Consider the following 19408-nt stretch of genomic DNA (forward strand, 5'->3'; position numbering starts at 1 on the left):
ATCGCGCTAAACCTGAAGAGTAACTGTGTGAATCCCATCGTTAAACTGACCCATTGCCCTACCAGCATGGCCCGCATTGTTATGCTGGTGATCGGTATTATGTTGTTGTCCGGCTGTGGCAGCATTATCAGCCGCACGGTGCCGGGGCAGGGCCATGGGCATCAATACTATCCTGGCGTGCAATGGGATATGCGTGAGGGACCATGGAAATATGTCACGGTGATAGACGTTCCGCTGTCAATGATAGTTGATACTTTTATGCTGCCAATCGATGCTCGTCATGGTCCTTATGAGTAACATCATTCGTTGGTAGCAAAAATCAGCAGTTGGTAGTGTTGTTGCTGACAAACGAATTCACTGATCGGTGTCATATGTAACCCTTTGACATGGGCTGCCAATGAGTGTGGATTATTGTTGTTAACAAACGCGGCCCCTACATCAAATTGATGACAGGTATGGTTTTTAACGGCGCTAAACAGCTGTTTAAGCACCCCTTTGCCGCGCCAGCGGCTATCGATACACACCGGCCCGTAAAGAAATACCCGCAATTGTGCTAATGGTTGGCCTTGATACTGTTGATGGCTTATGGCTTATGGCTTCCAGCATGGCATCAACCACCGGTGGTCGTGGTTGTTTATGCGTGTGGGCCAAACAGACAAAGCCGGCGACTAGCCCATCATCAACTGCAACCAGAACCCCCAAATCCTGATTAATCGAATCCAGTTGCTTTTCATCCATTTGTGACACAATAAAACCCTGCTTTCGCTGCTCTGGACTTAAGTTTTCTGGGGTGTTTTGTCGCTGCAACTCTAATATAGTCAGGTAGTCTGCAGGTTGCGCAGGTCTTATTTTCATGTTTAATCTCTAGGTTCAAATGTGTTATCAGGAGAGAGTCGATGCCATCAAAAGCAGTGAGGTTACCCGATACCCACGTAAGTAAACCGCCGTCAGTATTACCGAAAACCTCGATAATGCGTGTTGCCAGACCCACAGATAATCTTAAATTAATCAGTGAGATGTACTGCCGTGGGCTAGGCTTTAGCCAACTGGGCCATTTTGCTGATCATCAGGGATTTGATGGTGTTATTCTCGGACATCCACATCACACTTACCATTTAGAGTTTACTCATCATCGCGGTGTTCGGGTAGGGGCGGCACCGACGCAGGACAACTTATTAGTATTTTATATACCGGATCAAGCGCAATGGGTTGTGCAGTGCCAGCAGATGGCGGCGGCAGGTTTTCGCGAGGTCACGTCTTATAATCCTTATTGGGATGTCAGCGGCAAAACGTTCGAAGATAGCGATGGTTATCGTGTGGTGTTACAGCAACAGGAATGGCAGTTGTAAAACAAAACCCGCCACAAGGGCGGGTTTGCGTGAACAGTGGTTGCAGTATATGCATCAGGCCGCTTGTTGGCCCTGAGTATTATTCATCAGCCGACGAATCGGTACGATAAGCAATATTAACACTGCCGCACAGATAACCAATGCAATTGAGCAACGGGCGAACAGTGTCGGCAGCATATCAAGCTGGTCAGCTTTAACATGTCCGCCAATCAGGCCTGCTGCCAGATTACCCAGAGAACTGGCGCAGAACCACAAGCCCATCACCTGGCCGCGCATTCTGTCTGGTGCCAGTAGGGTCATGGTGGCCAAACCGATCGGGCTAAGGCACAGTTCACCCAACGTCAGCAGTAAGATACTCATCACCAGCCACAGCGGCGAAACACCGGCACCACCACTGCTAAGCACATGCTGCGCGGCATACATCATCACGGCGAAACCAGCCGCCGCGCATAAGATACCAATGACAAATTTGGTGATACTGCTGGGCTGAATTTTCTTCTTCGCCAGGGCAGGCCAAGCCCAACTGAATACCGGTGCCAACAGAATAATAAACAGCGCATTGATTGATTGGAACCAGACTGTTGGGATCTCAAAGCCCATAACCATACGGTTAGTGTAATCATTGGCAAACAGATTGAATGAGGTTGGTTTCTGCTCGAAGGCTGACCAGAAGAACGCCGCAGACACTAACAGAATGAAGCACACCAATAGGCGAGCGCGATCTTTACGGCTCATATTGGCAAAGGCAAACAGATAAACGAAATAGAGTGTTACTGAGGCCGCAATAACATAGACCAATAAGCTGGCAATCAATACTGGGTTTATCGGGATAACCCCTTGTGATATCAGGGTAATCAGCACCGCCACTAGCACCATAATACCTGCAACCCACTTGCCAACCCCTTGACGCTGATTGGTCGGTTTATTCCAGCTTGAGTCTAGCCCGACCTCTGCGTCATAGCGTTTCATCGCTGGGATAGCAAAACCACGGAAAATAACCAGTGCGACCAGCATACCAATACCGCCGATACCAAAACCCCAGTGCCAGCCGTGGGATCGCAGCAACCAACCTGACAGTAGCGGCGCGATAAATGACCCCATATTGATACCCATATAGAACAGAGAGAAACCACCGTCGCGGCGGGCATCACCTGGCTTATACAGGGTGCCGACCATGACTGAGATACAGGTCTTGAACAGACCGGTACCCAGCACGATAAACACTAAACCGATAAAGAACATGTCATTGCCGAAGAACGCTGATAGCGCAATCGACAGATGACCCAGTGCAATCAGGATAGAACCATACCAGACTGCACGTTGCTGGCCGAGCCAGTTATCAGCCAGCCAGCCACCGGGTAATGCTGCCAGATACATGCTACCGGCAAAAATCCCGACGATAGCGGAGGCTTGCTCACGAGGCAGGCCCATACCACCGTCAAATACAGTGGCGGCCATAAACAGAATTAACAGTGGGCGGATGCCGTAGAACGAGAAACGCTCCCACATTTCAGAAAGAAACAGGCCGCTGAGCGGATAAGGATGGCCAAAGAACGTGCGGCCACCTTCGGAGTTAACAGAGGTTTGCATAAAGTCTTCCCATAGAATCGCCGTTAAAGTCGGGCGAATAAGCCATCATCGAATGTTCACCCCTTTGGCACTACGGCCAGTTATCAGGGTTAACACTCGTTACAGTAGAATTTAACGCAATAATAACGTCATTTTTTGCTGCCTATCGGGGTTATATCGTATTTTTAGATGAAAAGTCGATACACATCGCATTTATCAGGGTTATCTTTCTGACTTTGAGTGCATTTCACTACAAAAGATAGGGACTAAGTTTCATTATTTAATCTTATTATTAATATTATTTATCAATAAGTTAAATCAATAGGTTATGGCTATTTTGACATGAGAGAGTGCTGAAATAAAAAATTTTCGCATAAAAACACAATAAACAGCAACTTGGCGAGGGATTAACGTTTGATGGGGTCTTTGTCAGTGCATCTCAGGAGGATTCGGGCAGAAAAGAGCAGGAATATACGTGCTTTTGTTTAGGGACTTAGGATGGTTTATGCTGGTATCCGGCGGTTGGGTTACCCCTCTAATCTTTAGCTATCTTGCTGTTGTTGAACCTCACGCTGCCGTGCTTTTAAGGGCTGGCGCTGTAAACACCAGTAAGAATAGATCGCGTTAAATAGCACCACCAAGGCAGTTACACAGAATACAGCGCGGAAACCATAGCTGGCAGAAACCGCAGCCCCGAGTAGCGGGCCGCTGACATTACCGACATCACGAAACGATTGGTTATAACTGAAAATCCGGCCAGCCACTTGATTGGTGCAGTTATAAATCAGTAACGTCTGTACCGCAGGGAGCAATGCACCATCCGTTGCCCCCAGCAAGAAGCGCAAAATACCCAATTGCAATGGAGTCTGCACGAAAGCCATCGGGATCAGGATAAGCACTGACAGAGCCAGCATGGCAATCAGAATGCGCTCTGGGCCGATTCTATCACCCAGTTTTCCTAATCTCGGCGCGCTCATCAATGCAGCAACCCCTGGGACTGACGCAATCATGCCGCTGACGAAAGCCAAATTATGAATATCACCGGCCAGTTCGCGCACATACAGCGTCAAGATCGGCGCAATTGAGCCAGTAGCAATCTGGATTATCATGGTGGTGACAAACAGGCTCAGGATTAACTTCGGGTTCTTCAGGGAGTTAAATACTTGCCGCCCGTTAAGCATGTCTTTTTTCAGTACCGGTGCAAACTGCTCCCTGACATACAGCCAGGTTAGAGTAAAACAGAGCAACAACACCGCCGCGGTAATAAAGAATACCGGTCTCAGGCCATAGTTATCCGCTAACAACCCGCCGATCAGTGGCCCGATTAATGCACCGCTCACTCCACCGGTTGAGAGCGTCCCCAAAGCCCAGCCACTCTTGTTGCGCGGTACTTGAGTGGCGATCAGTGCATTGGCATTTGGAATAAAACCACCCAGTAGTCCCAGCAGTGCACGTAATGCCAGAAACTGCCAGATATTCTGTGCCATACCCATTAAAACCATCACGATCCCCATGCCTAACGCTGAGCGTAATAGCATGATTTTCCGCCCTTTACGATCAGCCAGGCTCCCCCAGAAGGGGGCGGCAATGGCAGAAAACAGAAAAGTAATACTGAATACCAGACCGGACCACATATTCAATGACTGGTGACCGCTCACGCCTAACTCCTCCACATACAATGGCAAGAATGGCATGATCAAACTAAATGCAGCACCGGTTAGAAAACAGCCTAACCAGGTGACAAATAGGTTTCTTTTCCAGTTAACAGGTTGTGGCGCCGAGGTCATAAATTACCGATTAAGCAAGTGATTGCTTTGCGTCTCTTTATTCGTCAGTAGGGCGTTTGAAGGGGCGGCAAAGCACGAGAAGCAGATACTTAGCCTGATAAGTATGCGCTCATAGTGCAGCGACATCAATGAGATAAATATTAGTTTTTATAAAATGGAAAGGTGGTTTGAAATGGATGGATATGCTTATTCTATTTGGTAATAACACAGAAGTTGTGGCATTAGCATGATGTTACAGCTGGCACAGAAAACAGGAAAAACCACCCCGCCAAAGGCGAAGTGGTTAGTCTGATATTTGTTATTTAGCGCCAGTGATTAGCGGTAAGCTTCATTTTTAGTCACGGAATAACGGCCACTACCCAGTAGCATGATAGCGACACCACCGAGGAAATACATAGCTTCGTTTTCCAAACCCCAAGCACCGACTTGGGTCAGGGTAAAGAATTTCCCCGTACCGACCATTAATACTGCAACCAGCAGGTTAACGGCGTAAACGAACGCCGCAGGGCGGGTAAACAGACCAAGAATAATCAGGATCGGGGTGACAATTTCGCCGATGTAAACGCCATAGGCGACAAAACTGGGGATGCCTTGCGCCTGTAAAGACGCGGCTATCCAACTTGTGCCATGCTGAATTTTGGCGACACCATGAAATAACATCAAGACACCGAACGTTAGGCGTAATAATAGTTTGCCGCCGTTAGGATGGTCTGTTAATCGAGTGAACCAGAGATTAAGTGTTGCGAGCATATATATCCTTATTAAAAAAGAAAATAACCGGATAATAACTAAGATTAATTACTCTCAGTATCGTCAGATAAATCTTATTTGCCTAGCGGATAAATCTGACGAAGTGTATCAAAAAAATTGATATAAATTAATTCTCATTACCATTAGCAATATTCTATTTCTGAATAAGTCATGCTATTCATACAATGAAGGCGCGCCTTCTGGCCGGGTCTTAAAACGCCGGTGTAGCCACATATATTGGTCTGTGGCTTGGGCAATCTCTTTTTCGATCACTTTATTCATAAACGCGGCCGCCGCCACTTCATTATCTAACGGGAAGTTCTCTACCGCGGGTTGCAACAGCAGTTGATAACCTTTGCCATTAGGTAAACGACGCGGCGTGAAAGGAATAATTGCCGGTTTACCCATACGTACCAGCAGGTAAGTCCCAGTGGTGGTTGCCGCTTGATCGACAGCGAACAAGGGCACAAATACGCTGCTGCGCGGACCGTAATCATGATCCGGCGCATACCAGATAATTTCGCCTTGTTTTAGGCTGCGGATCATTCCTTTCAGATCTTTGCGGTCTAACATGGCTTTATTTGAACGCATCCGGCCCCAAGTCTGCATCCAGTCCATGGCTTTATTATCATGCGGGCGATAGACACCGATGCCCGGATTGTAGATACCGAAGATGCGGGCACCCAGTTCCAGCGTAAGAAAATGCAAGCCGATCAATAAAACCCCTTTGCCTTCCTCTCGCGCTTGTTGAATGTGTTCTAGACCACTAACGCTACACCAGCGCTCAATGCGCCAGTTCGGCCAAAACCAAGCCATGCCTGTTTCAAATAACCCCATCCCTACTGATTCAAAGTTCTTAACCAGCAGTTCATCGCGTTCAGCCTGTGGCATATCAGGAAAGCACAACTCGAGATTACGCTGTGTTATCCGTTTACGCCGTTTGAGAAAACGCATAGAAAAGCGGCCAAGGGAGGTGCCCAGGACATAGATAACTGGGTAGGGGAGCAACACCAATAGGTAGAGGATACCGAGGCCAAGCCAGGTCAGCCAATAACGAGGGTGTAGCAGTGAGCGTTCAAAAGAAGGAACTTGCATATCTGTTCTCTGCGTTATTGTAATTCAGTCGGACAGTTAACTATTTACTCTTGATAGCGGATATGTGGTTCTTTAGCGAACCTCAATAGGCAGTTGCCGGTCATCCATACCAACGTATTCATCTGTCATTTAAGGTAGCCTATTGTGACATTTTTAGTGGCTTACAGGAAAACAGACCGCACCAAAAAGCCATTTTTATGCCTTTCGGTTGAAGTTCCCGCCGATTAAATCACCTATCTGATGGTTAAATAACCATGATTGAATTTGGCTATTTGAACGGATTCAGTAAGCTGACTAACTCAGCCAGACTGTTAACTGCCATCTTTTCCATCACTTTAGCCCGATGCACTTCTACGGTTCTGACAGACACACAAGCTTTGTCGGCGATATCCCGATTAATCAAACCCTGCATAACCCATTGCGCAATCATCTGTTCCCGTGGCGTCAGCGAGGCATAACGCAGTTGTACCTGTCGGCGGGCTGTCAACTGCTCTGTGTGCTGGAAGCCCTGTTGTAAGGCGGTAATCAGCGGCGCAGTCGCGACTGGTTTTTGTAAGAAATCAACCGCCCCCAGTTTCATCTGCTCAACCGCCTGCGGCACTTCTCCATGGGCGGTAAGGAATATGACGGCCAGCGTGCTGCCTCGCTGGCGCATCTGGTTATAGACTTGCGTACCATCTAGCAGCGGCATACGAATATCGAGCAGTAATACACCAGATTGATATAAATCAGCCTGGGCCAGGAAACGCTCACCGTCATGCCATACCTTCACTTTGTAATCCAAGCTTTCCAGCAAAAAACGGCAAGCGTCGGTGACGGCAATATCGTCATCAAGTAGATGAATCAGTGACAAGAGTAAGCTCCTCGCTTGGGTTAAGTGGCAGTGTCAGGGTAACGCGTAGTCCAATCTTATCATTGGCGGCCATGTGGTTAAGTAGTGCCAGATTTCCGCCCTGGCGACAGATTAATCGCTGGCAAATGACCAGGCCGAGACCGAGGCCATCACTTTTGGTGGAACGGAATGGGGTCAAAGGCTGGTTGAGCTGTTCGGCCGTCAGGCCACCGGCATCATCTTGCAAAATTAATATTGCCACATCGGCTTGCTGATAAGCACTGAACCATAACTGGTGGGCACCGGCCTGCAAACTGTTAGTGATCAGATTACACAAGACCTGATCGAGCAGCGTGGGCGGTAAATGCAGCGCTAATGATGCCTCGATATCAGTGTGCAACGTGCAACACGGCGCTGGATTGGTGGCTGCCAGTAACTGCCAGAGGTGATTAACCAAGGCAGGTAATGGTTGGCAGGCGGCAGAGCTGTTCATGGCCGGCTGTTTTCCTGCCCACAGCCGTAAGTTAGCAATGGTATCAGCCCCGCGTTGGGCCTGATGACTGATTTGACTCAAAATGGGCAGTAATGAGTGATCAGCCTGTTCCCGTTGCAGGCGAATAGCGCAGCCATCGGCGTAATGCTGAATAGCGCTGAGCGGCTGATTTAGTTCATGAGCAAATCCCGCGGCCATCTCACCGAGAATACTCAGGCGCTGAGCTTGTTCCAACGCACTTTCCCTAGCCCTAAGTTGCTGGTGAAGTTGCTCCAATTGCTGGCTGCGACGACGCACCAGAAACGCCACCCAGATATGATTGGCCGCGAGCAATAACAGAATCACCGCGATGGCGACGATCAACAGCCGATGTTGTTGTGCCCAATCAAGAGTCTGTTGCCAGAACTGCGGCTGTTGGGGATGTTGATTAATTGAACGTAATAAACTTTCGACCTGACTGGTGGAGGAGGGGGCACCCCATTGTGGTGTTTTGTCCCCATCGGGGCTGAGCAAAATCCGCGTAACATTATCGGCTAATTCATCCGGTACCTGTGATAACGCGGCAAACGACCAATTTGGGTATAACTCGCTGCTGCTCAGGCATGGAATGGCGGTTCTCTTCGCCAATAGCGGCTTAAAGTCAGCGGTATGCGCTAATCCTTCTGCCTGCATATCTTCCAGCAGGCAGGTGGGCACAATAGCCGCGGAGATAGCGCGATCACGCAGTAGATAAATTAACGCATCCACCGGGAAGCCAGAAAAATGCAATTGAAAATCCCGTTCTGGTTGCAGCCCCGCATCGCGTAGCACTTTGTATCCCAACAAGTAACCGCCAAAGGCATCGGGAGAGACGGCACCAACACGTTTGCCAATCAATCCTTGGGGATTATGGATATCACTGTCAGCGCGTACCAGAATAACACTACCGATCACATTGCGGCTGGTGCTGTCTGGCTCATGATTGGAGCGCAAAGAGACCAACCAACGCAGAGGATAGTGGTTATCAATTTGCACATATTGCGCTGGATTGGTCAGCAGAAAATCAACTCGGTTCTGCTGCACCGCACTTTTCATCGCATTTAAATCCAAGGGTAATAACTGAAAGTGCTGCCCAGGCAAGTGCTGATTAAGGCGATCGGCCAACGGTTGCCAATGTGCTTGCGCCTGAGCATCACCGCGTAATGCCAGCACGCCAATGGTCCAATCATTGGCATGGGCGGTTGAAAACCACCAAAACAGCACTATCACCAGCCCTCTGAAACTCATGCATGTTCCTTTTTATGATCCCCGTCGCAGTGCGCAATTGTCCTGGATCAAGTCCTTAAAGGGAATGTGGAAAACCACAATAGGGCTTCTGCTCGTCGATTTCTACAATCCTTGAATTAAGAGCATTGTTATTAAGCAGATGAGAAGAAAAATGGATCAAGGAAAAAGAGCATTTCTACAGCGGCTCGGGGGCTTAACTGCTGGCGCAGCATTGGTACCATTGGCGGATGCGGGCTGGCGGATGGAACCGGCACGCAAACAAGGTGATATCAAACGGCGCTACGCCATGTTGATTGATTTGCGCCGCTGTATTGGTTGCCAGGCATGTACTGTCAGTTGCGCGATTGAAAACCAACTGCCACAAGGCCAGTTCCGTACCACAGTTAATCAGTATCAAATTGCCCTGTCTGGGGCAGAAAGTGTCACCAATGTATTGCTACCCCGCCTGTGTAACCACTGCGATAACCCGCCTTGCGTGCCAGTCTGTCCGGTACAGGCCACTTATCAGCGTCAAGATGGCATTGTGGTGGTCGATAATACCCGTTGTGTTGGTTGTGCATACTGTGTTCAGGCCTGCCCGTATGAAGCTCGTTTTATCAATCACAGTACCCAAACTGCGGACAAGTGTACTTTTTGTGTTCATCGTCTGGATGTTGGATTGCTGCCTGCCTGTGTGGAGTCTTGTGTCGGCGGGGCGCGGATTATCGGTGATTTACGCGATGGCAACAGTATATTGCGCCAAATGCTGCTAGAACATGCCGCTGACATTAAAGTGCTGAAACCGGAGCAAGGCACTCACCCTCAAGTGTTTTACCTCGGGCTAAATGACATTTTCACCCGACCATTGCAGGGCCAACCCGCGCTCTGGCAGGAGGTACACCCATGATCCGTGAAATTTTAGCTCGCCCACAAGATATCGCCTGGTTGCCTTGGGCGGTGCAGTATTTCTTTTTTATCGGGCTGGCTTGTAGTGGCGTGTTGTTTGCCTGCTGGCAACGGATGTTCTCTCGCCATCAGCAGAATCCATTGGAGTTTGCTGCACTGATGTTGGCGGTGACTGCGGTGGTGGTTGCGCCATTGGCGCTCAATGCGGACCTACATCAACCGGCCCGCGTCTGGCACTTCTATGCCCACTTTACGCCGTGGTCGTGGATGTCATGGGGATCTCTTTTCTTACCCTTGTTTACCCTGCTGGTGTTGTCCTATTTTCTGGCGCTGACCTACAGCCGATTGCGGGCAAAACCATTAGCGCGATTATTGACAGGATTAGCCGGACTCTGTGCGTTTTCTGCTATCACTATTTTGCTCTATACCGGCCGCGAGGTGTCAATCCTGCGCGCCCAACCCCTGTGGTTTAGTTTATGGTTGCCACTGTTTATCTTCCTGACTGCCTGGCAGACGATCCCGCCTTTACTGGCTACCTGGCTATGGCGTGAGCCGCACTATCAGGTGTCATTGGCGCGCTGGCAACCCATCAATTTAATGATGCTGGCGTTGGTTACTGTGCTGTGGGCCAGTGGTGATAATGCCTCGGCACAGGCTCTGCGCTACTGGGCTATGCATGCCCAGACTTTGGCAGCATTTCCTGTGGTGCTGTGGCTATTGCTTTTGGCAATGGCGCTGTTCAACAGGAAAAAAACCTTATCAAGCGGGATGGTAGTGGCTCAGGCACTGGCAGCCCTGACGTTGTGTTGGTCGGTACGTTGGCTATTGCTGATGCATACTCAAACGTTGCCTAAATACAATGTGTTAACCAATCCCTATTCGTTGCCGCTGGGGAGTGAAGGATTGCTGGCCGTGGTGGGTACATGCGGATTATGGATAGCGGTGATTATTGCTATCCGTGAAGGTGTCAGATGGCTTGAACAACAATTCTCAAGTGAAAAAATAGTCTCAAGTGAAAAAACAGTTTCAGGCGAGAAAACAGTGAAAGGAGAAATGCATCATGGCTAAGTCTACACGGCGTCAATGGTTAAAAGGCAGTTTAGCCTTGGGGGGCGTGGTTGCATTTGCTGCCAGTTATCATGCTGTGGCACGCAAAACATTGGCTGGCCTGATTGATGGTAGTGCCGGAAAGCTTACACTCGATCCTGTTAGTGCCAACGCATTAGCACCAGAAGGACGTATTGGGCAGCAGTGGCAGGCCAATCCGCAACAAGCGGTTTCAATGACACAATGTTTTGGTTGTTGGACCTTGTGTGGCTTACGGGTGCGAGTCGATACCCAGCACAATAAAATCCTGCGCATCGCCGGTAACCCTTATCATCCGTTGTCTCATGACCACCATTTTCCGTATCAGTTACCACTAAGTGAAGCGCTGCAACGTTTAGGTGGAGAGTCAGGCATGGCCGGGCGTTCAACGGCTTGCGCGCGCGGCGCGACGCTATTAGAAGGGGTCGATAGCCCTTATCGTATTACCGAGCCAATGAAGCGCACCGGGCCACGGGGCAGTGGCAAATGGCAGCGTATCAGCTTTGAGCAATTGGTGGCGGAAGTGACCGAAGGCGGTGATCTCTTTGGCGAGGGGCCGGTTGAAGGGTTGCGGGCTATCCGTGATCTGATTACCCCCATTGATACTCAGCAGCCCTCATTGGGGCCGAAAGCCAATCAGTTACTAGTGACTAACGCCGGTGATGATGGGCGCGATGCTTTTATCCGACGTTTTGCTCATCAAGCGTTCGGCACTAAAAATCTCGGTAGCCACGGGGCATATTGTGGTTTGGCGTATCGTGCCGGTTCAGGTGCGTTGATGGGGGATTTAGATAAAAATGCCCATGTTAAGCCTGATTGGGATAACGTCCGTTTTGCCCTATTTTTGGGGACGTCGCCTGCGCAATCTGGCAACCCATTTAAGCGGCAAGGGCGTCAGCTAGCCAATGCTCGCCAGCGTGATGATTTCAATTATGTGGTGGTCGCCCCCGCGCTGCCACTGACAACCACATTGGCTAATCAGCATAACCGCTGGGTTCCGGTGTTGCCGGGGACGGATGCGGCACTGGCAATGGGGATGATTCGTTGGATTATCGAACAGAATCGTTTTAACCACGCTTATTTGTCCGTTCCTGGTGAGGTTGCCATGCAAGCGGCGGGTGAGCGCAGTTGGACCAATGCCAGCCATCTGGTGATAACCACTGAAACCCATCCCTTGGCAGGCCAGTTCCTACGTGCCAGCCAGCTAAGTGGTGAGTCAGTGGCCGAAGCTGAAGAGAGTCCGGTATTAGTGCAAGTGGTTGACGGTACATTGCAGCCTGCTGCATTAGCATTACACGCTCAATTGTTTGTCACGCGCGATGTCACCTTACATGATGGTCAAATTGTGCAGGTGCAATCAGGTATGGCGTGTTTGCGGCAAGCGGCAGAGCGTTTTACTCTGGAAGAATACAGCCAGCAATGCGGCGTCCCAGCAGAGACGATGGTTGGTTTGGCGAAAGAGTTTACGGCTTACCAGCGTCAGGCTGCGGTTATCTCCCATGGCGGCATGATGGGGGGTAACGGTTTTTATACCACCTGGGCGGTCATGATGCTCAATGCCCTGATTGGTAATTTGAATCTTAAGGGTGGAGTTTCGGTTGGGGGGGGTAAGTTTGATGGTTTTGCTGATGGTCCTCGCTATCAGTTAGCTACTTTCGCTGGAATGATAAAACCAAAAGGCTTACCGCTATCGCGCAGCAAGCAGCCCTATGAACAATCGCAAGAGTATCAGCAAAAGATTCAGCAGGGTCAGCCTGGCTATCCGGCCCGTGGCCCATGGTATCCCTTTGTCGGTGGGCAATTGACCGAACAATTGGCACCGGCATTGGCGGGTTATCCCTATCCGCTTAAGGCATGGATTAGCCATATGACTAATCCGCTGTACGGGGTCGCGGGGCTGCGCAACTTGATTGAGGCGAAACTACAAGATCCACGTCAATTGCCGCTGTTTATTGCCATTGATGCTTTTATGAATGAAACCACCGCATTGGCGGATTATATCGTACCGGATACCCATAATTTTGAGAGTTGGGGATTCAGTGCGCCCTGGGCCGGGGTACTGGTCAAAGCCAGCACTGCCCGCTGGCCCGTGGTGACATCACGTACTGTCCGCACGGCTCAAGGCGAGCCTGTGGCCATGGAGAGCTTCCTGATTGCAGTGGCCAAGGCATTGCAATTACCGGGGTTCGGTGCCAATGCGATGCAGGACAGCCAGGGAAACAATTTGTCGCTGGAGCGGGCCGAGGATTACTATTTACGGGCCGCGGCCAATATTGCTTATGGCGGTGAAAAACCACTGCCACCAGCCTCGGATGAAGAACTGAAATTAACCGGCGTCGATCGCTTATGGCCCGACTTACAACGCAGTCTGCATATTGATGAGCAGCGCCGAGTGGCTTACCTGTTGGCGCGTGGTGGGCGTTTTGCGCCTTATGAGAAAAGTTGGAATGGCGATGCCACCGGGCCGCAGTGGAAAAAGCCACTGCAAATCTGGAACGAAAATGTCGCGCAACATCACCATGCGATAACCGGCGAGCGTTATAGCGGCTGTCCGACTTGGTATCCACCTCGTCTGGCCGATGGTTCCGATGTCTTTACCCATTATCCGGCAACTGACTGGCCTTTGCGCTTGATGTCCTTCAAGTCTCATCTCATGAGCAGTTCTACTGCGATGATTGAGCGCTTACGCGCGGTCAAACCCACCAATTTGGTGGCGATTAATCCAACCGATGCTCAGCGCTACGGGATACAGCACGGTGACAGTGTACGCCTGATGACCCCCGGTGGTCAGATGAAGGTACAGGTAAGTTTATTGGATGGTGTTATGCCTGGTGTGGTTGCTATTGAACATGGTTATGGACATCGCGAGATGGGTGCCAGAACACATTCGTTGGATGGTGTGATCATGGCGTCAGACCCGCGTATCGGTCAGGGGAGCAATCTGAATGACTTGGGGTTTACTGATCCAACGCGAGAAGTCCCCAATACCTGGCTAGATTGGGTCAGTGGTGCCGCGGTTCGGCAAGGGCTACCAGCCAGATTGGAAGTGATTAGCTAGCAGGCTATCAATTTTGACTTAAATCCCTCTCAATTGAAGAGGGATTTTTATTTCTACGTTATGATATTCCCGATGTATAAATGAGTTTCATTCATTCTTATCGGAGAGCCGTCGATGGCAGTAGCAAGACTCAGTGCGGGTTTATTGGTCGTCGGTGGCATATTGGGTTATATGGGGGCTTACTGGCAAACCCTCTCTTTGCTGATTGCTGCCGGAATTGCCTTACTCACTGGGATCGTTCTTTCCGCTTTTACTGATAGTGATTACCGCTAAAGATGTTCCGCAGTAATGTTTCAGGTATTATATGCGCCGCACGGCTGTCCCGTGGTGAAACATCAGTTCTATTGTACAATGAATTAACGTGATTAGCCGTCTAATGAATTACCTAACCCATTGAGCAATAATTAAATTTTTATCAGTAACCTCTTCGAAAGACAGGAACGTACACCATGCCAGTGTTACATAACCGAATTTCTAATGAGGAACTTAAAGCGCGCATGTTGGCTGAAACCGAACCGCGCACCACAGTTTCTTTTTATAAATATTTCACTCTGGAAGATGCCAAAACCTTCCGTGACGACCTCTATAGTCAATTTGTTAAACTCGGCGTGTTTGGTCGGGTTTATGTGGCTAAAGAGGGGATCAATGCACAAATCAGTGTGCCCGCTAATCGTTATGATGAGTTCAAAACCGTGTTGTTTGCCGCACATTCTGCACTAGATCAGGTGCGGCTGAATGTGGCTCATGAAGATGATGGGAAGTCATTCTGGGTGCTGCGCATGAAAGTTCGCGAACGCATTGTGGCGGACGGTATTGATGACGAGAGTTTCGATCCCAGTAATATAGGGCATTATCTGAAGGCCGATCAGGTTAATCAGATGATTGATGATCCCGATACTTTGTTTGTTGATATGCGCAATCACTATGAGTACGAAGTAGGCCATTTCGAAAATGCCATTGAAGTCCCTTCTGATACTTTCCGTGAGCAATTGCCAATGGCGGTTGATATGCTGCAACATGACAAAGAGAAAAATATTGTTATGTATTGCACTGGTGGGATTCGCTGTGAGAAAGCCAGCGCCTATATGCTGCACAATGGCTTCAAAAACGTTTATCACGTTGAGGGCGGTATTATCGAATATGCCCGTAAAGCAAAAGAACAGGGGTTGCCGCTGAAATTTATCGGTAAAAACTTTGTTTTTGATGAGCGGATGGGGGAGCGGATCTCTGATGATGTGATAGCCCACTGCCATCAGTGCGGTACACCTTGCGACACGCATACCAACTGTAAGAATGATGGCTGCCACTTACTATTTATTCAGTGTCCGACCTGTGCGGCAAAGTTTGCTGGTTGCTGTAGTGATATCTGTCAGGAAGAGCTGAAGTTGCCGCAGGAAGAGCAACGCTCCCGGCGTGCTGGGCGCGAAAACGGCATCAAGATTTTTAATAAATCGAAAGGATTGTTGCAAACTACCATGCACATTCCGATACCAGAAAAGAGCACAGATAAAAAATAGTCGTAGGGTTAACCTACTGGATGTACTATTAAAGTTAGACGTTGTCGGTTATTTTATTCGATAGCGTCTTTTTTATGCCATTTTTAGAGCAATGGCGATTCCAATACAAGGATTGATAATGACAATACCTGGAGTGAGTAGCCAAGGGCTACGGTTAGTCACGATGCTGGCTATGCTGGTGGTGATTATGGCGGGAATTAAAGCGGCATCGCCGATCGTGGTTCCATTCTTGTTGGCTATATTTCTTGCTATCGTATTAAATCCTTTAGTGAAACTGTTGGAGAAAATAAGAATTCCCCGCACCTTAGCTATTGTCTTATTGGTTAGCATTATTATTTTACTCATGGCATTGCTCTTTGGCCGCCTGGGTTCTTCATTAAATGAGTTTGCCCGCTCGTTGCCGCAATATCGTGGCATGATGCTGGAAAAAATGCGCGACCTGCAAGAGTTTGCAATGCGCTTTAATATTGAGTTCTCGGTGGATGACATTATGAAGCATGTCGATCCTAGCACCGCGATGAACTTTGTGACCCGTCTACTGAGCCACCTTTCTGGTGCCATGGCTAGTATGTTCTTGCTGCTGATGACGGTGGTCTTTATGTTGTTTGAAGTGGAACGACTGCCTTATAAAATGCAGTTGATGTTTGATAACCCAGAGCAAGGGAATGCGATTCTCAAGCGTGCACTAAATGGTGTAACTCATTATCTGGTGATCAAGACGATTATTAGCATTGCGACGGGGATTGTTATTTGGTTATTCCTGGCAGCGATGGGAGTCAGATTCGCTTTCCTTTGGGGGCTACTGGCTTTCGTCCTCAATTACATTCCTAATATCGGCTCCGTATTGGCGGCTATCCCACCCATCGTTCAGGCACTGTTGTTTAATGGTTTTGCTGATGCTTTTGCCGTTACCTGCGGGTATATTTTGATTAACCTGATTGGTGGCAATATTATTGATCCACGGATGATGGGGCGTGGTTTGGGTCTATCAACCTTGGTGGTGTTCTTATCCTTGATTTTTTGGGGGTGGCTACTCGGGCCAATTGGTATGCTGCTTTCCGTTCCGTTAACCATTATTGCCAAAATAGTATTAGAGTTAACACCAGCCGGTTATAAAATCGCCGTGTTATTGAGTGATGGCAAACCGGCCAAGGTAGAGTAGTGCAAACTGCGGATATCGTATTTATTGCTGGGCCACAGGTGGGAAGCTATCTGGTGGCCCGGCTAGAAAAGGTAGAGAAAACGCGTTAATAGAAAAAGAAATAAATATCCAGTGCTAACAGAATCAGCCACAAGCAGATATAGAGCAGTAGATGTTCCCGTACATTATTGATAACCATCGATAGCAATTTATTTAACATGCAGGGTGCCTGAGGCTAGAATTATCGCCCATTATAAGGATTTTAACTTTTATAAACAATAAGCTGGCAGGCTAAATTCCTGAGTTACAGCATGATGAAATAAGTCATTTCTTTGGATAATATGGGCATTGTGGTACGAATGGAAAAGATTGATATGTATTGGTGATATTAAGTGAAATGTAACCGATTCTTTAACTGCAAGCGATAACTCACTATATTAATCCGGTTACATTATTTGTTAAGAACAAAAATCACATATACAGAAAATTTACTGAAAGGGAATACTCCCTTTATTGCGACTCTCTATACACCAACGCCTTAGTATAAATATTTAAATACATTGTAAATAAAGCATAATTCCAAACGGTTTCTGACTTTTATTTTTTCGGTAATATGCCGTTTATGCGAATAAACTGTACTGTCACTGATATTTAACTTCCTGGCAATGCGGTAATTGGGCATCTCCATCATCCAGTAGCACATGACTTTATGCTCTTGTGGACTGAATAGGGATGCTGGACAGGGGGGATGTGGCTTACCGATACCCTCACTTGAAAAGTCCGATAGTCTTTGTAACAACTCCGGTAAGCGTTTTTTAGCCAAAATAGAGACAGAATCTGTCAGGGGTATCGGCGTTTCACTAAACGGATATGACGCATCCAGATAAATATAAACTTTAGCCCGCAGGCAACAACTCAAAAATTGTGCTAATAACGGGCAATGTCCACCATAGCGACAATATTGGGTAAGGTTAACAATAATTACCTCAGGATCAAACTCATGAACAGCTAATGTAGCCTGTTCCACCGTAGGAACATCCATTAAATCGAGATATGAAGCGTTATTTAAATAAGTATTTACCCCTGATCGGGTATAAAAACATTCATCGATAATTAATATTTTCATGTGGCATACATCCTTGTCTAACAGCAACCATACCTGGCCGCATACAAGGATAAAGTAATCCCCTGATGCCTAAAACGTCAATTCGGGATTCACGATTGTTTTTAGCGGCTTTTACGAATATAAGACTCTGCTAATTATTAAATTTGCGGCGTTTTATATTAATAATGAGGTGAAAATGAGAGCGAGATATACCGATGACTGAAATAAAAAGAAACAGTCATCGGTAACAATCAAGTGCTGAACTCGCGGGTTACAGCATTACGATTTGGCGAAGCGGGATAGCGAAAAGGCTGAAATATCAATAGGTGAGGGTTTATCTTGTGCGAAGAGTGCAGCGACTTCCCCCAATGCAGTTGCAAACTTAAATCCATGGCCGCTTAAGCCTGTTACCACCATGATATTTTTGTTATCGGGTAATGTATCGATGATAAAATCTTCATCAGGGCTCATGTCATAACTGCATGCCGCGCCGTGCAGACAGACACCCACTCCCGGTAAGAAGTTACGTAAAAAACCAAATACTTCGGTTCCATCCTCGGCATAACTGCCAAAGGGCTTACGTTGTGCCGCTGTTTCAATAGGCTGACCACCATTATGTTTGCCTAGTTTTAACTCGTCATTTTGCGAGGGGAAGCCGTAATAATGGATATTATCCGGTGTCTCGACGGTGAATGCCGGGAAATGATTTCCTTCGCTATAGCGGCCATCGGCATGGTGCCATGAAAACACTTTACGTATGGCGGTCACCGGTAATTCGGGTAACAGCTCTTTGACCCAGGTTCCGGCAGTGACAATCACTTTCTTAGCACTGTAGGTACCATCTATAGTCACGACATCTACACCACCATCCAGCGGTTCGATAGCGGTAACCGGACAATTGAATAAAATACCGCAGCCTGCTTCTGTGACGGCTTTAATCAGCGTTTTAATCGCCAATTCAGAACGTAGATAACCTGATTGTGGTTCGAACACACCAATATAATTATCTGGTACGGTAAATACCGGCCACTTTTCACGGATCTGGGCCGCGTTTAAGGTTTCAACCGGCAAGTTATATTGTTGAGCGCTGTGCTGCGCATTTTGCAGGAAAATAGAGTCATCTGGCCCAAGATTAAGCACGCCACTGGCCTGAAATAATGATTCACCTGTTTGAGCTGATAACTGGTCCCACAATGTTTGGGCACGCAAAACTAAGGGAACATATTTCTCACCTTCGCCATAGGCATGGCGAATGATCCGTGTATCACCATGGTGACTGCCTGCTTGATGAGGCGGCATGGCACTGTCAATCATCAGTACGTTTAAACCAGCTTGTGACGCATAGTAGCCTGCGGCAGAGCCGACCGAACCGCTACCAATGACAATTAGATCATAATCCATATTTTGCATCCCGGGGAATATCGCCACCTGGCTTTTTCAATAGGGTTTGTGCTAGCAATGTGTATTTATCGCGG

The 19408-nt window shown here is 48.2% G+C and carries 17 protein-coding genes and 1 pseudogene; 8 read left to right on the plus strand and 10 right to left on the minus strand.

The genetic code is table 11. The annotated features are described in order from the left end of the window. Window positions 1-66: 66 nt before the first annotated feature. Window positions 67-297 (plus strand): YceK/YidQ family lipoprotein, encoded by a 231-nt coding sequence (locus tag V2A84_RS05485; RefSeq protein ID WP_083163564.1) that lies wholly within the window; start codon window positions 67-69, stop codon window positions 295-297. Window positions 298-299: 2 nt separating this feature from the next. Here the strand turns inward: V2A84_RS05485 and V2A84_RS05490 are convergent. After that, window positions 300-855 (minus strand): annotated as a pseudogene (locus V2A84_RS05490) (GNAT family N-acetyltransferase). A 116-nt stretch (window positions 856-971) separates the two neighbouring features. On the opposite strand from V2A84_RS05490, the gene V2A84_RS05495 reads away from it, so the two are divergent. Next, window positions 972-1349 carry a VOC family protein gene (locus V2A84_RS05495; RefSeq protein WP_442849114.1) on the plus strand — a complete coding sequence of 126 codons (378 nt, stop codon included), beginning with the start codon at window positions 972-974 and terminating at the stop codon, window positions 1347-1349. 54 nt (window positions 1350-1403) lie between these two features. Here the strand turns inward: V2A84_RS05495 and V2A84_RS05500 are convergent, their stop codons facing one another. From V2A84_RS05500 to ttrS, 6 genes are all read right to left on the minus strand, one after another. Beyond that, a complete protein-coding gene (locus V2A84_RS05500; protein WP_083158501.1) occupies window positions 1404-2939 on the minus strand; it encodes a peptide MFS transporter in 1536 nt (511 codons plus the stop codon). 521 nt (window positions 2940-3460) lie between these two features. Next, window positions 3461-4705 (minus strand): multidrug efflux MFS transporter MdtG, encoded by a 1245-nt coding sequence (gene mdtG / locus V2A84_RS05505; protein ID WP_442848647.1) that lies wholly within the window; start codon window positions 4703-4705, stop codon window positions 3461-3463. A gap of 315 nt (window positions 4706-5020) precedes the next feature. Further along, window positions 5021-5455 (minus strand): DoxX family protein, encoded by a 435-nt coding sequence (locus V2A84_RS05510; RefSeq protein WP_083158503.1) that lies wholly within the window; start codon window positions 5453-5455, stop codon window positions 5021-5023. Window positions 5456-5629: 174 nt separating this feature from the next. Continuing rightward, complete coding sequence (locus tag V2A84_RS05515; RefSeq protein ID WP_083158504.1) at window positions 5630-6550, minus strand: Kdo(2)-lipid IV(A) acyltransferase; 921 nt, start codon at window positions 6548-6550, stop codon at window positions 5630-5632. 268 nt (window positions 6551-6818) lie between these two features. Further along, on the minus strand, window positions 6819-7403 hold the full coding sequence (ttrR, locus tag V2A84_RS05520) for a tetrathionate respiration response regulator TtrR (protein WP_083158505.1): 585 nt from the start codon (window positions 7401-7403) through the stop codon (window positions 6819-6821). Continuing rightward, the gene (ttrS, locus tag V2A84_RS05525; RefSeq protein ID WP_083158506.1) at window positions 7381-9141 is read right to left on the minus strand and encodes a tetrathionate respiration histidine kinase TtrS; all 1761 of its coding nucleotides are present in this window, start codon (window positions 9139-9141) and stop codon (window positions 7381-7383) included. The genes ttrR and ttrS overlap by 23 nt, the downstream gene beginning before the upstream one ends. A gap of 151 nt (window positions 9142-9292) precedes the next feature. Between ttrS and ttrB the strand changes: the two genes are divergently transcribed. The 6 genes from ttrB to V2A84_RS05555 all read left to right on the plus strand — a co-directional run bounded on the left by ttrB (window position 9293) and on the right by V2A84_RS05555 (window position 16849). Further along, on the plus strand, window positions 9293-10027 hold the full coding sequence (gene ttrB / locus V2A84_RS05530) for a tetrathionate reductase subunit TtrB (protein WP_083158507.1): 735 nt from the start codon (window positions 9293-9295) through the stop codon (window positions 10025-10027). Continuing rightward, a complete protein-coding gene (ttrC, locus tag V2A84_RS05535; RefSeq protein ID WP_083158508.1) occupies window positions 10024-11094 on the plus strand; it encodes a tetrathionate reductase subunit TtrC in 1071 nt (356 codons plus the stop codon). Before ttrB ends, ttrC begins: the two co-directional genes overlap by 4 nt. Continuing rightward, window positions 11087-14170: a tetrathionate reductase subunit TtrA gene (ttrA, locus tag V2A84_RS05540; protein ID WP_083158509.1), complete on the plus strand. Its 3084-nt coding sequence runs from the start codon at window positions 11087-11089 to the stop codon at window positions 14168-14170. Before ttrC ends, ttrA begins: the two co-directional genes overlap by 8 nt. Before the next feature lie 114 nt (window positions 14171-14284). Then, window positions 14285-14443, plus strand: a complete 159-nt coding sequence (locus tag V2A84_RS05545; protein ID WP_193784639.1) for a hypothetical protein — start codon at window positions 14285-14287, stop codon at window positions 14441-14443. A gap of 176 nt (window positions 14444-14619) precedes the next feature. Then, complete coding sequence (gene trhO, locus V2A84_RS05550) at window positions 14620-15687, plus strand: oxygen-dependent tRNA uridine(34) hydroxylase TrhO (protein ID WP_083158510.1); 1068 nt, start codon at window positions 14620-14622, stop codon at window positions 15685-15687. Between the two features lie 118 nt (window positions 15688-15805). Continuing rightward, window positions 15806-16849, plus strand: coding sequence for an AI-2E family transporter (locus V2A84_RS05555; protein WP_083158511.1), 1044 nt, complete (start codon window positions 15806-15808; stop codon window positions 16847-16849). A gap of 85 nt (window positions 16850-16934) precedes the next feature. Here the strand turns inward: V2A84_RS05555 and V2A84_RS05560 are convergent, their stop codons facing one another. The 3 genes from V2A84_RS05560 to solA form a co-directional block, all read right to left on the minus strand. Further along, complete coding sequence (locus tag V2A84_RS05560) at window positions 16935-17048, minus strand: DUF2770 family protein (protein WP_005183270.1); 114 nt, start codon at window positions 17046-17048, stop codon at window positions 16935-16937. A 318-nt stretch (window positions 17049-17366) separates the two neighbouring features. Continuing rightward, window positions 17367-17954: a helix-turn-helix transcriptional regulator gene (locus V2A84_RS05565; protein WP_083158512.1), complete on the minus strand. Its 588-nt coding sequence runs from the start codon at window positions 17952-17954 to the stop codon at window positions 17367-17369. Between the two features lie 258 nt (window positions 17955-18212). After that, window positions 18213-19334 carry an N-methyl-L-tryptophan oxidase gene (gene solA, locus V2A84_RS05570; RefSeq protein ID WP_083163567.1) on the minus strand — a complete coding sequence of 374 codons (1122 nt, stop codon included), beginning with the start codon at window positions 19332-19334 and terminating at the stop codon, window positions 18213-18215. Between the last annotated feature and the right edge of the window lie 74 nt (window positions 19335-19408).

This window comes from Yersinia sp. 2553 StPb PI (assembly GCF_052217105.1).
Classification (GTDB): domain Bacteria; phylum Pseudomonadota; class Gammaproteobacteria; order Enterobacterales; family Enterobacteriaceae; genus Yersinia; species Yersinia enterocolitica_E.

What these genes read in the sequence shown, in the direction of transcription:
- V2A84_RS05485 (WP_083163564.1), top strand. Translation starts at nt 67, where the DNA reads ATGGCCCGCATTGTTATGCTGGTGATCGGTATTATGTTGTTGTCCGGC.
- V2A84_RS05495 (WP_442849114.1), top strand. Translation starts at nt 972, where the DNA reads ATGCGTGTTGCCAGACCCACAGATAATCTTAAATTAATCAGTGAGATG.
- V2A84_RS05500 (WP_083158501.1), bottom strand. Translation starts at nt 2,939, where the DNA reads ATGCAAACCTCTGTTAACTCCGAAGGTGGCCGCACGTTCTTTGGCCAT.
- mdtG (WP_442848647.1), bottom strand. Translation starts at nt 4,705, where the DNA reads ATGACCTCGGCGCCACAACCTGTTAACTGGAAAAGAAACCTATTTGTC.
- V2A84_RS05510 (WP_083158503.1), bottom strand. Translation starts at nt 5,455, where the DNA reads ATGCTCGCAACACTTAATCTCTGGTTCACTCGATTAACAGACCATCCT.
- V2A84_RS05515 (WP_083158504.1), bottom strand. Translation starts at nt 6,550, where the DNA reads ATGCAAGTTCCTTCTTTTGAACGCTCACTGCTACACCCTCGTTATTGG.
- ttrS (WP_083158506.1), bottom strand. Translation starts at nt 9,141, where the DNA reads ATGAGTTTCAGAGGGCTGGTGATAGTGCTGTTTTGGTGGTTTTCAACC.
- ttrB (WP_083158507.1), top strand. Translation starts at nt 9,293, where the DNA reads ATGGATCAAGGAAAAAGAGCATTTCTACAGCGGCTCGGGGGCTTAACT.
- ttrC (WP_083158508.1), top strand. Translation starts at nt 10,024, where the DNA reads ATGATCCGTGAAATTTTAGCTCGCCCACAAGATATCGCCTGGTTGCCT.
- ttrA (WP_083158509.1), top strand. Translation starts at nt 11,087, where the DNA reads ATGGCTAAGTCTACACGGCGTCAATGGTTAAAAGGCAGTTTAGCCTTG.
- V2A84_RS05545 (WP_193784639.1), top strand. Translation starts at nt 14,285, where the DNA reads ATGGCAGTAGCAAGACTCAGTGCGGGTTTATTGGTCGTCGGTGGCATA.
- trhO (WP_083158510.1), top strand. Translation starts at nt 14,620, where the DNA reads ATGCCAGTGTTACATAACCGAATTTCTAATGAGGAACTTAAAGCGCGC.
- V2A84_RS05555 (WP_083158511.1), top strand. Translation starts at nt 15,806, where the DNA reads ATGACAATACCTGGAGTGAGTAGCCAAGGGCTACGGTTAGTCACGATG.
- V2A84_RS05560 (WP_005183270.1), bottom strand. Translation starts at nt 17,048, where the DNA reads ATGTTAAATAAATTGCTATCGATGGTTATCAATAATGTACGGGAACAT.
- V2A84_RS05565 (WP_083158512.1), bottom strand. Translation starts at nt 17,954, where the DNA reads ATGAAAATATTAATTATCGATGAATGTTTTTATACCCGATCAGGGGTA.
- solA (WP_083163567.1), bottom strand. Translation starts at nt 19,334, where the DNA reads ATGGATTATGATCTAATTGTCATTGGTAGCGGTTCGGTCGGCTCTGCC.